The organism is Paenibacillus sp. FSL R10-2788, from assembly GCF_038003885.1.
In the GTDB taxonomy this organism is placed as follows: domain Bacteria; phylum Bacillota; class Bacilli; order Paenibacillales; family Paenibacillaceae; genus Paenibacillus_AQ; species Paenibacillus_AQ odorifer.
This window is the reverse complement of record NZ_JBBOQA010000001.1, coordinates 4979220-4992991: the sequence shown is the minus strand read 5'-3', so window position 1 is coordinate 4992991 and position 13772 is coordinate 4979220. Positions and strand designations below refer to the sequence as shown.

Annotated in this window: 13 protein-coding genes; 12 read left to right on the top strand and 1 reads right to left on the bottom strand. The window is 44.7% G+C overall.

The features are described from left to right. The first annotated feature begins 90 nt into the window (after nt 1-90). From NSQ50_RS22310 to NSQ50_RS22255, 12 genes are all read left to right on the top strand, one after another. Nucleotides 91-996 (top strand): carbohydrate ABC transporter permease, encoded by a 906-nt coding sequence (locus tag NSQ50_RS22310; RefSeq protein WP_036683142.1) that lies wholly within the window; start codon nt 91-93, stop codon nt 994-996. A 63-nt stretch (nt 997-1059) separates the two neighbouring features. Continuing rightward, nucleotides 1060-1842 carry a carbohydrate ABC transporter permease gene (locus NSQ50_RS22305; protein WP_051491277.1) on the top strand — a complete coding sequence of 261 codons (783 nt, stop codon included), beginning with the start codon at nt 1060-1062 and terminating at the stop codon, nt 1840-1842. A gap of 140 nt (nt 1843-1982) precedes the next feature. Next, nucleotides 1983-3347, top strand: coding sequence for an ABC transporter substrate-binding protein (locus NSQ50_RS22300; RefSeq protein ID WP_036683138.1), 1365 nt, complete (start codon nt 1983-1985; stop codon nt 3345-3347). 104 nt (nt 3348-3451) lie between these two features. Then, complete coding sequence (locus NSQ50_RS22295; protein WP_076215635.1) at nt 3452-5251, top strand: sensor histidine kinase; 1800 nt, start codon at nt 3452-3454, stop codon at nt 5249-5251. Then, nucleotides 5226-6824 carry a response regulator transcription factor gene (locus tag NSQ50_RS22290; RefSeq protein WP_036683135.1) on the top strand — a complete coding sequence of 533 codons (1599 nt, stop codon included), beginning with the start codon at nt 5226-5228 and terminating at the stop codon, nt 6822-6824. Before NSQ50_RS22295 ends, NSQ50_RS22290 begins: the two co-directional genes overlap by 26 nt. Nucleotides 6825-6848: 24 nt before the next feature. After that, nucleotides 6849-8714: a DUF2264 domain-containing protein gene (locus tag NSQ50_RS22285; protein ID WP_256717099.1), complete on the top strand. Its 1866-nt coding sequence runs from the start codon at nt 6849-6851 to the stop codon at nt 8712-8714. After that, complete coding sequence (locus NSQ50_RS22280) at nt 8704-9819, top strand: glycoside hydrolase family 88 protein (RefSeq protein WP_076142264.1); 1116 nt, start codon at nt 8704-8706, stop codon at nt 9817-9819. Before NSQ50_RS22285 ends, NSQ50_RS22280 begins: the two co-directional genes overlap by 11 nt. Nucleotides 9820-10041: 222 nt before the next feature. Next, nucleotides 10042-10707: an amino acid ABC transporter permease gene (locus NSQ50_RS22275; RefSeq protein WP_076224909.1), complete on the top strand. Its 666-nt coding sequence runs from the start codon at nt 10042-10044 to the stop codon at nt 10705-10707. Continuing rightward, nucleotides 10688-11365, top strand: coding sequence for an amino acid ABC transporter permease (locus NSQ50_RS22270; protein ID WP_076224908.1), 678 nt, complete (start codon nt 10688-10690; stop codon nt 11363-11365). Before NSQ50_RS22275 ends, NSQ50_RS22270 begins: the two co-directional genes overlap by 20 nt. A 22-nt stretch (nt 11366-11387) precedes the next feature. Continuing rightward, nucleotides 11388-12143, top strand: coding sequence for an amino acid ABC transporter ATP-binding protein (locus tag NSQ50_RS22265; protein ID WP_038572651.1), 756 nt, complete (start codon nt 11388-11390; stop codon nt 12141-12143). 19 nt (nt 12144-12162) lie between these two features. Next, a complete protein-coding gene (locus NSQ50_RS22260; RefSeq protein WP_076224907.1) occupies nt 12163-13038 on the top strand; it encodes a cysteine ABC transporter substrate-binding protein in 876 nt (291 codons plus the stop codon). 120 nt (nt 13039-13158) lie between these two features. Further along, nucleotides 13159-13470, top strand: a complete 312-nt coding sequence (locus NSQ50_RS22255) for a hypothetical protein (protein WP_076224928.1) — start codon at nt 13159-13161, stop codon at nt 13468-13470. An 83-nt stretch (nt 13471-13553) separates the two neighbouring features. Here the strand turns inward: NSQ50_RS22255 and NSQ50_RS22250 are convergent, their stop codons facing one another. Then, a complete protein-coding gene (locus NSQ50_RS22250; RefSeq protein WP_076224906.1) occupies nt 13554-13766 on the bottom strand; it encodes a hypothetical protein in 213 nt (70 codons plus the stop codon). Nucleotides 13767-13772: the final 6 nt, after the last annotated feature.

The following is a 13772-nucleotide window of genomic DNA, read 5'->3' as shown; positions in this document are numbered from 1 at the left end:
CGGTAAAATTCGTTCCAAAATGAACAATTCTAGTTCTTATGATGACTGTTTACTTTTTCTACAATTATGGATAAGTAAAGGAGGAGAACTATGATACGCAAAAAAAGGTTTCATCTTAACATGGACACGCGCGAAGCGATGGCGGGATATTTATTCGTTGCTCCGCTTATGCTTGGGCTGATCATCTTGACGTTGATCCCGGTGCTGGGCTCACTGCTGTTAAGCTTCACGGACTGGAACTTTGTGGCTGGGTTAGGGGGGATTAAGTTCGCGGGCGTGGATAATTTCATCAGGCTGTTTCATGATGATGCTTTTATGAAAAGCTTGCTGAACAATTTGCTCTTTATTATCACAGTACCGGTTACGATCATCGTTGCCCTGCTGCTGGCTATCCTGATTGATAAACAGGTTTTTCTGAAGGATCTGTTTAAAGTAATTTATTTCCTTCCGTACATTTCCAGTGTAGTTGCCATCGCTATGGTTTGGCAGGTTATGTTTCACCCTTCGCTGGGACCCGTCAATCAATTCCTGATGTCACTGGGGTGGAACAACCCACCCAAATGGTTAGCTGATATCCATTATGCTCTGCCGTCGCTGATGTTGATTCAAGTCTGGATTCAGCTCGGTTACAACATTATTATTTTTATCGCAGGTTTACAGAGTATTCCAAAGGATCTTTATGAAGCGGCTGATATTGATGGTGCCAACGTCTGGCGCAAATTCCGCAACATCACGGTTCCCTGCATTTCGCCAACTACCTTTTTCCTGCTGGTAACAGGGGTTATCGGCTCATTTAAAATCTTTGATCTGATACAAGTGCTGACCCAGGGTGGACCGGCTAACTCCACGACCGTTATCGTCTACGAGTTATATGATACAGCCTTCAATCAGCTGAAGACAGGTTACGCCTCTAGCATGGCACTCGTTCTGTTCCTTATTTGCCTGATCATTACAGCCTTGCAGATGTTGGCGCAAAAAAAATGGGTCAACTATTAAAGGCGGAAAGGAGAAATTACAGTGAAAAAAGAGCTTCTATCCAGAACCTTCTGGACCATCGCAATGGGACTGCTAGGTATCGCATTTCTTTTACCGTTCTTATGGATGTTATCCACTTCCTTTAAGCTGGAGAAAGATGTGTTTAACTTTCCGATTCAATGGTTGCCACAGCAGTGGAACCTCATTGAAAATTATAAAGAGGTATGGTCGGGTGATTTCGCTCGCTATTATGGAAATTCCATTTATATTACGCTGGCTACGACTATAATTAATGTGCTGATATGCGCACTCGCTGCTTATGGATTCTCCAAGCTGCGTTTTCCGGGCAGGGATGCGATGTTTATAGTTGTATTGGCACTTTATATGGTTCCACCACAGGCTTCGTTGGTTCCACAGTTTCTACTGTTTAACTGGCTGAATTTAATTGACACACATTTGGGATTGATCCTGATTAACAGCTTTAGTATTATTGGAGCGTTTATGCTCAAGCAATTTTTTATGGGGGTAAACAACGAGTATCTTGAATCGGCGCGGATGGATGGAGCAGGGCATTTTCGCTCTTTTCTACAGATTGCCTTTCCGCTGATCCGTCCCGCTGTAGCTACTTATGCTATTTTGCGCTTTATTTGGACCTGGAACGACTATCAATATCCACTCATTTTTTTGAAATCTAAAGCTTTGTTTACGATTCAGCTGGGGATCCGGTTGTTCGGGGATCAATACGGGGATGTCTATTCACTCATGATGGCTGGTGCGGTATCTGCAATTCTGCCGTTGCTCATCATTTTTGCACTCGGACAGAAGCAGGTTATTGAGGGAATTGCCCTCGGAGGTGTGAAAGGATAATAAAAGTCAAAATAGTTTCTCTTCGGTAGAATATGAGAACTTTCCTCGTCAATCCTGCATGTTAGGATGTTCTTGTAAGCAGTTACATAGTCACTGGTTATTAAGCGAGTGATGCCCAACACATTTATAGGAGGGTCTAAATGAAAAAGAAATTATTATCTGCATTCATCATCACATCGATGGCGTTATCATTGGCCGCTTGCGGCGGAAATACGAAAACCAATAATGCAGGAGCGACTAATGCACCCGATGCTGGCGGGAATTCAGAGCCTGCAGCGGAGAAGGTTACCCTGAAGCTCAGCACCTGGCAGACAGAAGCCAAAGCGAAATGGAGCACGATTATCACGGAGTTTGAGAAGACGCATCCCGATATTCATGTGGAAGTAGATTTGCTGAATGAAAAAGGTGATTCGGTTGCCTCTATGCAGAAGCTGGATTTGATGGCGGCTGCGAGCGATCCGCTGGATATTGTCGAACTGCCTTATACCAACTATTCACAGCGTGCAGATATCGGGTTATTGGAACCGATGGATGACTATATTCAGAAGGAAGGTTATAAGCTCGCAGATGAATATCTGGTGGACACTACGGTCAATGGCAAAATCTATGCGTTACCGTCTTCCATGCAGCGCTGGTTCGTGCTCCTTAACAAAGAAATGTTAGATGAAGCAGGCCTTCCGGTTCCGACAGATTGGACATGGGCGGATTTCGAAGAGTATGCCAAGAAATTGACCAAGGGCGAGGGCGCAACGAAACGTTTTGGCGCGTATCTGCATAATTGGCCGGATTATTTCCAGCTCCAACTGATGAGCAAGTCTACGGATAATACTTTTCTAAAAGCTGATGGAACCTCCAATGCACTTGACCCGCAATTTAAGGCTAATCTGCAGATGATGAAGAAAATGATGTACGAAGATAAGAGTGCCACTCCTTATGAGGATATTATTTCGCAAAAACTAGCTTACCGGAATCAGTATTTTAACGGTTTAGCAGCGATGCTTCCGATGGGCGACTGGATGGTTGCGGAATCGGGTGGAACGGATGCCATTCCGGCAACCTTTGTTACCGCGTTTGCGCCGATTCCCCGACTTGAGAGTGAGAGCAAACACTACTCACCCGTACAGCCGACCTACATGGGAATAGCCGCTAAATCCAAGCATAAGGAGGCTGCCTATACCTTTGTGCGCTGGTATACCTCAGAAGGACTTGAAATTGGTGGACGCGTTTTCTCTGGCTGGGCTAAATCGGATACGAACAAATTAGTGGATACAATTGTGAGTGGTTCTAAGGATGCCTCTAAGATTGATGTCGATTCTCTGAAATATACGATGGAGAACTCGACACCTGGTGCAACGCAAGTTCCGGCTAAATATGCGGATGAAGCTAAGAACAACGTTATTCCAGAAGCGGAGATGTATCTCCTTGGCCAACAGGATCTGGATGTCACGGTTGCCAATATCGATAAAAAAATAACGGAAGTTGTTCAGAACAATAGCGGAAAGTAAGCGGAGACTGATTGTACGCTTTTCAAAGGGGGCTTATAATGTGGGGGCAGGAAAGCATTTCTGCCTCCTGCTCCAAATTCAAACAGATGTGGGGCCTGTAATCCGTGTTTAGAAAGCATCAATCCCTCCGTAAGAAACTTGTCTGGTCATCGCTGATCTGCGTCCTGATCCCGCTGATCTGCATTTACATGGTTACTGATTATTTGACCCGGGATCTCATTCTGGAGAAAGCGGTTGGTAGCGCAAGAGAATCTTTAAATGCAGCCAGCGCCAATATGAATGCCATATTTGAACAGACACTGGAACAGTCCAACTTTGTGCTCCAGAACAGCGAGATCAGGCAGATGATGTCTGCCGATTCAGAGTCGCTCCGTGCACCAAAGCAGATCATTCAGTATAACCGTATGTCGCGGATGCTGGATGATATGTTTGTTTTAACAGAATATTTGAAGGTGACGTTAATCGGAAAAAATGGTCTTATTTATACCAGCTATCCTTACAGTGACTTTAACCCGAAAAATTTCTACAACAAGAATTGGACATCGTTGCTGAAACAAATTCAACCCATCTCGACTTATTGGAGAGCGGAGCACGATACTTACTACAATTATTCTGATAAAGGCTCAGCTGATTGGGTAACCATTGCAAGGCCGATTCAATCGACCTCTAGCAGTACCATCGGATATTTAATTATTAATATCAATGAGCGCAAGCTCCGTCCTTATCTAAATAACGATAATGATAAAGAGATGATGCTTTTGGATGACAAGGGAACTGTAGTTTCCCATGCTGATAAGGCCCGAATCGGAGAGACGATGACGTGGTTGAAAAAGGATGGCGAGCTTGACACTGTGGAAATCGACGGAGAGAAGTTTTTATATGTTGATCAGGAGCTGAGCAGCAACAAATGGCGGATGGTCAGCATTATCCCGCTGAAGGCAGCCTTGTCAAAAAATAAGCAGATTTTATTTATCAGCCTGGCGGTGCAGATTCTTTTCTTTACTTTGTTTTCCGTTCTCTTAACCGTTCTAATCTCAAAGCTGACTCAGCCTATCGTAAAATTAAGCGCTTTTGTAAAGCGAATAGGTCGTGGTCAGTTAGATGAACGTTCGTTCATTCGAGGGAATAATGAGGCAGCACAGCTCGCCCGCACCATTGACCAGATGCTAGATCGGATCGAGTCTATGATTGAACAAATCACTTATGAACAGACGGGAAAAAGAAAAGCCGAACTAGAGATGCTACAAGCGCAGATCAATCCACATTTTATGTTTAATCTGCTGAATTCGATTCGCTTAAATATTCTGATGCAAGGCGATCGGGAGAATGCTGAGTTGATTGGTTCGCTGTCGTCTTTGCTCCGTATGACCTTTAACAGGGACAATGAGTTTATCCCGCTTCGTGAGGAGACAGATACGATATCGCATTATGTCACTTTAATGAATTTCCGCCATGCCAATCAGGTCAGGCTGGAAATGAATTTAGAGGACGGGAGCGCTGAAGCACTGGTGCCTCGATTTATGATTCAACCCATGATCGAGAATGCCATCATCCATGGCTTCGAGCAGTTTGGTGGCGAGATTTTTATTGAAGCTCGTATTGTTGCAACTACGGGAAGCTTGGTTATCACCATTAAGGATAATGGGATCGGGATGTCACCGGAAACTTTAACAAGACTTCGTGAAACCGCATACAGCAGCGAACAAATTACAGAGGAGGACAGAAAAGGGTTCTCCGGCATAGGTTTACGCAATGTGGCCCAACGCCTCAGTATGATTTATGGCGCTTCTTTTAAGCTGAATATTCAAAGTGAACCTGATGTGGGCACGGAGATTTGTCTGGAGTTTCCTCTGAATTACGGAAAGGTGGGTGTGGAGAATGCTGACGGCAATATTGGTGGATGATGACTATCCGGTTATCCGTTATTTGTCGCAGGCCGTACCTTGGAGCGAGCTCGGTATTGAACTCACCGGATGTTATTATAGCGGTCTCGAGGCTTGGGAAAAAGCACAGCAGAGTCCACCAGATCTCATTATTACCGATATTGGCATGCCCAAGATGAACGGGCTGGAGATGCTGGAGCTATTCAGAGCTGTGCAGCCCGGAATCCGTGCGATTATTCTCTCCTGCCACAACGAATTCAAATACGCCCAGCAAGCGCTGAAATTAAACGTAGGAGAATATATTTTAAAGGAATCACTGGATATTGAGCAGTTACAGCAAGCGATTAGAACCCTTGTGGCGGAAGTGGGACTGAATAGGCAGCAGCATACGGAGATGCTGGTTTATAAGCAAAAGCAGTCTCAAAATCGCGCCGCGCTGAAGGAAAAGTTTCTAAAAGATACCTTGTATCAATCCTGGGACAAGGGGGCTTGGATCGAGCAGGCCCGATCAAACGGAATTATGATCCATGCCAAAAACTATATCCCGCTGGTTATTGTAATTGACCGTCCAGAGGAAGCTTCAAGGGTGCGCCGGATGAGTGAATATACGATTTCTTTTGCGGTTGAGAATATTATGCAGGAAGTGCTTGAGGCTGATCACAGTCTGTTTATTTCGAGATACAGCCATAAGGAGATAGTCATTCTCTTTTGTAGCGACCAGCCTTCCAAAGATCACCAGGCAATCTATCACTCCATTCAAAATGCAGCCTCTGCGGTTCAGAAATATCTTAAACTTTCTGTCTCTTGCTTATTTGGCGCTGAGGCGCGCAGTCCTGAGGAAATTCGCGGAACATTGCAGCGGATGCTGAAGGAGAAAATACAGCGCTTTTATCTCCCTGCGGCGGGAATTCACCGTTTTGAAGAAGTCTGCTTTTCCGGAGAAGATATTTATGCTGAATATGGAACCTTGTACGCTGTTATCAATGATGATATTGCCTTGAACAGGAACACGGAGCTTCGCGTTCATGTAAAGGAATGGAGGGAATGGGTGGCCTCGCAAAAATTCCATCCGAATGAAGTCAAGGAATGTGTGCTTCGCTTGCTGATGGACTTGCAGATGAAGACGAAACAGCTTCTGCAATCTCCATTGCCTATAACCGAAGAAAAGCTATTTAGCGTGGTTGGTGACATTGAAACTCTGGAGCATTTGGAACAATGGCTGGTGCAGTACTTAGAGGAATTAGCGCGGAAAATAAGTATGTTCTCCATCAAGTCTAAACGGAGTGAGGTCATCAAAGCCCAGCAGTTCGTGATTAGTCATGTGACGGAGAAAATAACGCTGGAGGACATGGCAGGCCGCCTTAACTTAAATGCCAGTTATTTCAGCCGCTTATTCAAACGGGAAACAAACCAGAACTTCATTGAATATGTAAATATGCTAAAGCTTCAGAAGGCAAAGGAGCTGCTTAACCAATCTGAAAAGACAGTGGAAGAGATCTCCGAGTATCTGGGATATGCCAACAAAAGTTATTTCATCAAGCTGTTTAAACGGGAAATGGGCATGAGGCCTAGTGAATATGCGGCTTGGCATTGAGTGTGGACAGGAGGAAACATTGCTGTGGAAATAAAGGGCACTAGAAATGAATTACAGATGTTCCTAAATGAACTATATACTCCACTGGAGAGCAGATTTACCTCTGGTTGTGCAGGAATTAATATGGGCGCTACAGGATCGATTTACAATGAGGCTACGGCGCTTATGGAAGCTTTCGCCCGTCCTCTATGGGGCCTTGTTCCCCATGCCAGCGGTGGAGGGGAAAGTGCACTTTGGCCGATGTTTCTGGAAGGGATCATCAACGGAACAGACCCGGAGCATGAAGAATATTGGGGGCAATTTACTACCAAAGATCAGCGTATGGTAGAACAGGCCGTGTTGGGACTGGGGCTTGCTCTTGCACCACATAAAATGTGGGAGCCGCTGAGCGACACGCAGAAAATGAATGTATATAACTGGCTAAATCAGATTAATCATGTGGATCGTTCCAATCCGAATAACTGGCTGATGTTCACGGTTCTTGTGAATGTGGGCTTCAAGAAAGTCGGATTGCCTTATGATCAGAGCATAATGGATGATTATCTAGCGAAGATCGATACTTACTATCTTGGTGATGGTTGGTATTCCGATGGATTGACCGATCAGAGGGACTATTATATTGCTTTTGCTATGCATTATTATACGCTGATATACGCTAAGCTGATGGCGGATGATGATCCTCAGAGAGCTGCTGTTTATCGGGAAAGATCAGCACGATTTGCCGAGGATTTCATTTATTGGTTCGCTGAGGACGGAAGTGCAATTCCTTTTGGTCGTAGCCTGACCTATCGTTTTGCACAGGTTTCTTTCTGGAGCGCGCTGGTGTATGCAGAAGTGGTTCCTTTTTCATATGGCGTTCTTAAGGGAATCATTATGCGCCATTTTCGTTGGTGGTTTGAACAACCTATTATGGGATTAGACGGACTGCTTAGCATCGGATATGCTTATCCGAATCTAGTTATGACAGAGAGCTACAACGCCCCCGGATCTCCGTATTGGGCCTTTAAAGCTATGCTTATTCTTGCCTTGCCAGATGATCATCCTTTTTGGCAGGCGGAGGAAGAGCCGCTGCCTATTTTGAAAGAGGTACGGGCTCTCCAAGAGGCGCGAATGCTTGTGAGTCGTCCGGAAGGAAACAGGCATGTTATTGCCTATACCTCTGGCCAGATGGCTAATTTTGATATGGCCCATAGTGCAGCCAAATATTCTAAATTTGCATACTCCACTCTGTTTGGCTTTAGTGTCCCGAAAGCGGGTTACGGGTTGGTTCAAGGCGCTTACGATTCTACACTCGCACTATGCGAATGTGATGAACACTATCGGGTACGCAGATTCTGCGAGACCTGGGAAATCGGAGACAGCTATGTATATTCCCGCTGGCATCCCTGGAGTGATGTACATGTGGAGACATGGATTATTCCGGCAGGTCTATGGCATGTTCGTGTTCACAGCATTCATACTGCCCGGCGGCTGGATGTAGCGGAGGGTGGATTTGCCATTGGCCAGTCAGCTGGCTTCTCGCACAGTGAACGGGAAACCATTAAGGTATCAAACACTGCTGTTTCGGTGCAGCTGCCCTGGGGAATCAGTGCCATACATAGGCTAAGCGGCTTTGATCGGGGAGAGTGCGTACATCCCGAGCCGAATACCAATCTGCTGAAGCCGCGGACACTTCTTCCGAGCTTGTGCTCCAGACTGGAACCGGGAGATCAAGTATTGATATCTGCTGTCTTCGGAGCGACGAATACTCCGGAGAACCAGGCAAGTCTTGCTTCACCACCGCTTATTCAATGGCACTCGGACGGAAGGGTTGCTGTATACGAACCTAGTAACGATACACTTTTGCATACTGTTGATTTAAGGGAAGGGAGAAACAAAGATGTGGAATAAGGCTATTGAGGATGCGATTCACAAAGTTGGGAGCAATATTGCTAACCATCCGGGCAAACTGCCTCATATCGCTGAGGGGCAACAGTACGAATGGGGAGACAACGACGACTGGATAGAGGGTTTCTATGTTGGGATGATGTGGCTTGCTTATGAATATAGTAAGGATTCATGCTATAAGGAGGCGGCAGCCTCTTGGTTAGGGGACTTCAAGCATCGTCTGGATCAGCACATTGCCCTGGACCATCATGATATTGGTTTCTTGTATACACTGACTGCAGTAGCGGAGTGGAAAATAACGGGCAGCGAAGCGGCGCGAGCTGTCGGCCTGCAAGCTGCGGACACGCTGTGCAAGCGCTGGCGTGAACCAGCAGGGATTCTTCAGGCCTGGGGACTGGAGAGTGACCCGGAGAATGCGGGACGTATCATTATTGACTGCTTGATGAATTTACCTCTATTGTTCTGGGCAGCGGAGGAAACAGGAGATAGGCGCTATTATGAAATAGCGCTCGAACATGCGTTTAAGAGCCGGAAATTTCTTGTGCGTGGGGATGCCTCCTCTTACCATACTTTTTATTTTGATCCGGCTACCGGAAATGCAATTCGTGGGGGAACACATCAAGGTTATGAGGACGGATCGACCTGGACACGGGGTCAAGCTTGGGGAATATACGGTTTTGCTCTGGCGTATCGCTATACGCAGAATGAGGATTTTCTTAAGACCTCTAAGAGCCTAGCGGATTATTTTATCAGCCATCTACCGGAGGACAGTGTGGCTTATTGGGATTTCGATGTGCCAGTGGGAGCGGATACCCCTCGCGACAGCTCGGCTTCGGCGATTGCTGCAGCCGGTCTTTTGGAACTGCTCGATCACCTAGGCGTAGATGATCCGGACCGGGCCATTTATGAAGTTGCTTTACACCGTAGCATGAAATCCCTAGTGGAACATTATGCGACATCTGGAAATCCGGAAGCAGAGGGACTTCTAAAGCATGGTTCTTATCATGTGAGAGGTGGACGTGTGCCTGATGGTCATATGATTTGGGGAGATTATTATTATTTGGAAGCGTTGATCCGCTTGCAGACTGGCATCCGAGGCTATTGGTAGTGGGATGTTAGAATGTGGAAAGGTTTAGCCTATAGAAAAAGGAAACTGCTAAGACTAATCTCTTAGCGGTTTTCTTTTTTTTGTGGACTACTATACAAGAATTTTAAAACGTAGTTATTTACTTGGAATAGTATGAATAAAATCATATCACCACACGTAAGGTTTAATGTAAGATTTTGATAATTATTAGAAATTAAGAAAAGGGGATCGGGTTACTCAGATATGAATTTAGACTGGGAGTTTATCTATGAGAGTTTGCCGCTTTATAGTGAGGCGATGTGGCTGACAGTGAAGCTAGCGTTGTTAGCTATTGTCTTCTCACTCCTTATTGGCTTACTGTTTAGTATCGTCTTGTACTATAAGGTCAAAATCGTAAGTGATGTTATTAAGATCTACATTGAGCTTTCACGGAACACCCCTTTACTTGTGCAGCTCTTTTTTCTTTACTATGGCTTACCTAAGATCGGAATTCACTTTAGTGAGATGACCTGTGCGATTGTAGGCATGATATTTTTGGGCGGGAGCTATATGACGGAGGCTTTTCGTGGTGGGTTCGAGGCAGTTAGCCAAACGCAGATTGAATCAGGTCAGAGCATTGGACTGTCTAAGCTGCAGCTGGTCAGATATGTTATTTTTCCCCAAGCCTTTGCGATAAGTATTCCTTCTTTAGGGGCAAATGCGATCTTTCTGCTGAAGGAGACCTCTATTGTAGGTGCCATTGCTTTAATGGATTTGATGAATGTGGCAAAAGACTTGATCGGCATGCATTACAAAACAGCGGAGTCTCTGCTCCTTCTGGTACTCGCCTATTTGGTGTTAGTCCTGCCCTTATCGCTTTTATTGACTTGGGTGGAAAGGAAGGTGAGATATGCAGAATTCGGGGATTGAGGTGCTTTTTGAAGGTTCTAATTTCGAACGATTATTAGGGGGCTTACTTGTAACGATTGAAATTTCATTCCTCTCTATTGGAATCGGTACGTTATTAGGTATCCTTATGGGATTGCTCCGGACGCTGGGATCGAGGCCTTTAAGGTTTATATTACGTCTTTATTTGGAGACCTTTAGAATTATTCCGATTCTAGTGTGGCTGTATGTAGTACATTTCAGTTTCTCTCCATTACTTCATATCGATATCAGCGGGGAGGCTACCTCTATATTGGTGTTCAGCTTATGGGGAGCTGCGGAGATTGGGGATCTTGTTCGTGGAGCTTTGCAATCTATGCCAAAACATCAGGTGGAATCTGCTAGGGCGCTAGGTCTGAGCAGCAGTCAACTTTATCGGCATATTTTGATTCCGCAGGCTGTACGCAGAACGCTGCCGGGAATGATTAATCTTGCCACACGAATGATCAAGACAACATCACTGGTGGTGCTAATTGGAGTGATTGAGGTGGTAAAGATCGGGCAGCAGATTATTGAACTCGGCGTGATAAAAGCGCCCACCGCTTCCTTCTGGGTATACGGCTTTATCTTTATATTATATTTTTCTGTATGTTTTCCGTTATCCAGACTTTCGAAAAAAGTTGAAAGCAGATGGCAAAATTAAGGCTTAGGAAGGAACGGTTGTAATGGCAGATTCCGGAGAACTCCTGCTGGAGGTTACACAATTACACAAATATTTTGGAGAGCGAAAGGTTCTGGACGGCATTGAATTGCAGGTGGCAAAAGGAGAAGTAATCGTTATTCTCGGTCCCTCTGGTTGTGGAAAAAGTACGTTCCTGCGTTGTCTTAACGGTTTGGAGCCGGTTCAGGAAGGGGCGATACAATATCGTGGGCAGAACCTTGCGGGGGCTGCTGTAGATTGGCGTGAAGTTAGGCAGCATATCGGAATGGTCTTTCAAAATTATGAGTTATTCCCGCATATGACGGTTATGGATAACATTCTTTTAGGTCCTCTGAAAGTACAAAAGAGAGAGCTCAAAGAAGCAACGCAGCAAGCGGAACAGCTCTTAGAGCGGGTTGGGCTGCTTGAGCGTAAACTTGACTATCCACGGCAGCTTTCCGGTGGACAAAAGCAGAGAATAGCTATAGTAAGAGCTTTATGTATGAACCCGGAGATTATGTTATTTGATGAAGTGACGGCATCCTTGGATCCGGAAATGGTTCGGGAAGTGCTTGATGTGATCTTAGGGCTTGCTCAGCAAGGAATGACGATGATCATCGTGACTCATGAAATGGGGTTTGCCAGATCGGTTGGGGATCGGATCGTGTTTATGGATCAAGGCAAGATATGTGAGATCGCTGCCCCGCAACAATTTTTTACCCACCCTGCGACAGAACGTGCCCAGCATTTTCTGGATATATTTCAGTACGAAAAATTATAGAAATAGGAGAGGAAGAGAAATGAAGGAAAGTTTGAAATGGCTAACGATGCTGGTAGGTGTAAGTATATTATTGATGGGATTGGCTGCTTGCGGCAATAGTTCGGATAACAACGGAAACTCAGCATCTTCTAAATTCACTTCTATTGAACAGCTAAAGAAGAAAGGGAAGATTAAGATCGGCGTATTTGCAGACAAACCACCTTTTGGTTATGTGGACGCTGAGGGTAAAAACCAAGGGTTTGATGTGTATATTGCCAAACGGTTTGCCAAGGATCTGCTGGGGGATGAATCGAAGGTTGAATTTGTGTTAGTTGATGCTGCCAGCCGCGTGGCTTATCTTGAATCGGGTAAGGTTGATATCATTATGGCTAACTTTACGGTCACCGAGGAAAGAAAAGAAAAAGTGGATTTTGCTAATCCGTACATGAAATTGTCCTTTGGGGTCGTATCCCCAGACAGTGCTCCAATCACTTCCATTGATCAATTAAAAGGGAACAAGCAAAAGCTCATTGTAGCTAAAGGTACGACAGCGGAAACCTATTTTACCAAAGAATATCCGGATATTGAATTGCTCAAATTCGATCAGTACACCGAGATTTTTGCAGCGCTTAAAGATGGTCGGGGGGCGGCAATCGCTAACGATAATACAGAACTCATTGCCTGGGCTAAATCAAATCCTGGATTTACGGTCAGCATTCCTGCTTTCGGGGGTCAGGATACAATTGCTCCAGCAGTGGCAAAGGGGAATAAGGAATTATTGGACTGGATTAATACAGAACTTGATACCCTTGGTAAAGAACAATTTATCCATCAAGCCTATAAAGAAACCTTAAATGAAATTTACGGTGAAGGATATACCGATGAGCTTGTTGTTGAAGGTGGGAAAATCCAGTAACAGATTAGGAATAACATTGCGGGGGCATCTGAGAAGATGCCTTTTCTGCAGATAGACTATTGCAATTTCTATAATGCCGAGTATAATACTAGGTATACACAGAATAAGGAGTCGGTGAAAATGTCTGTCGATGATTATCTGGATCTTCTAAACTACGCCAAAGCAATTAACGATGGACAGTGGCAAGTTGACATCATAGACCGTTTGAATAAGCTGAGTAAGGCTTCTCATGCTGAGACAACAGAACAAAGTGTGAACGAGCTGTGGATTCAATTCGACGATATAAATGCAATATTAATGGATTTATTTAATAAGCTGAGGGAAAGTGTGGATCCAGTAGCGCAGTATCGGTGGAAAGAGAAAATCTGGGAGTTAAAGCAGGAACGGATTAATCTATCGAAGAAGATTCAGAGTAGATATATCAGGATATAATTTAAGCCCACATTGTGATAAAAAAGAAAATAAAAAAAGGCATGCAGTTAGTCTGCTCTGCCAAACTTACGATGGTCTATAGGCTACTTAGACATTTGCATTCCTTCGCGCATCATTGTCATACACATAGTCATCATTTCATCGCAGTCCTGCATTTTTTTCATCATCATATCCATGTTCATATCCATCATGCCCATTTCAGACATTTTTTCCATGCCGATCTTCATACAGTTCATCTTAGACATCATATCATCCATACACATGTTCATCATCATTTCCATACACATCTTGTCCATTTTTAA

What these genes read in the sequence shown, in the direction of transcription:
- NSQ50_RS22270 (WP_076224908.1), top strand. Translation starts at nt 10,688, where the DNA reads ATGCAGAATTCGGGGATTGAGGTGCTTTTTGAAGGTTCTAATTTCGAA.
- NSQ50_RS22260 (WP_076224907.1), top strand. Translation starts at nt 12,163, where the DNA reads ATGAAGGAAAGTTTGAAATGGCTAACGATGCTGGTAGGTGTAAGTATA.
- NSQ50_RS22250 (WP_076224906.1), bottom strand. Translation starts at nt 13,766, where the DNA reads ATGGACAAGATGTGTATGGAAATGATGATGAACATGTGTATGGATGAT.
- NSQ50_RS22305 (WP_051491277.1), top strand. Translation starts at nt 1,060, where the DNA reads ATGGGACTGCTAGGTATCGCATTTCTTTTACCGTTCTTATGGATGTTA.
- NSQ50_RS22255 (WP_076224928.1), top strand. Translation starts at nt 13,159, where the DNA reads ATGTCTGTCGATGATTATCTGGATCTTCTAAACTACGCCAAAGCAATT.
- NSQ50_RS22300 (WP_036683138.1), top strand. Translation starts at nt 1,983, where the DNA reads ATGAAAAAGAAATTATTATCTGCATTCATCATCACATCGATGGCGTTA.
- NSQ50_RS22275 (WP_076224909.1), top strand. Translation starts at nt 10,042, where the DNA reads ATGAATTTAGACTGGGAGTTTATCTATGAGAGTTTGCCGCTTTATAGT.
- NSQ50_RS22310 (WP_036683142.1), top strand. Translation starts at nt 91, where the DNA reads ATGATACGCAAAAAAAGGTTTCATCTTAACATGGACACGCGCGAAGCG.
- NSQ50_RS22280 (WP_076142264.1), top strand. Translation starts at nt 8,704, where the DNA reads ATGTGGAATAAGGCTATTGAGGATGCGATTCACAAAGTTGGGAGCAAT.
- NSQ50_RS22265 (WP_038572651.1), top strand. Translation starts at nt 11,388, where the DNA reads ATGGCAGATTCCGGAGAACTCCTGCTGGAGGTTACACAATTACACAAA.
- NSQ50_RS22290 (WP_036683135.1), top strand. Translation starts at nt 5,226, where the DNA reads ATGCTGACGGCAATATTGGTGGATGATGACTATCCGGTTATCCGTTAT.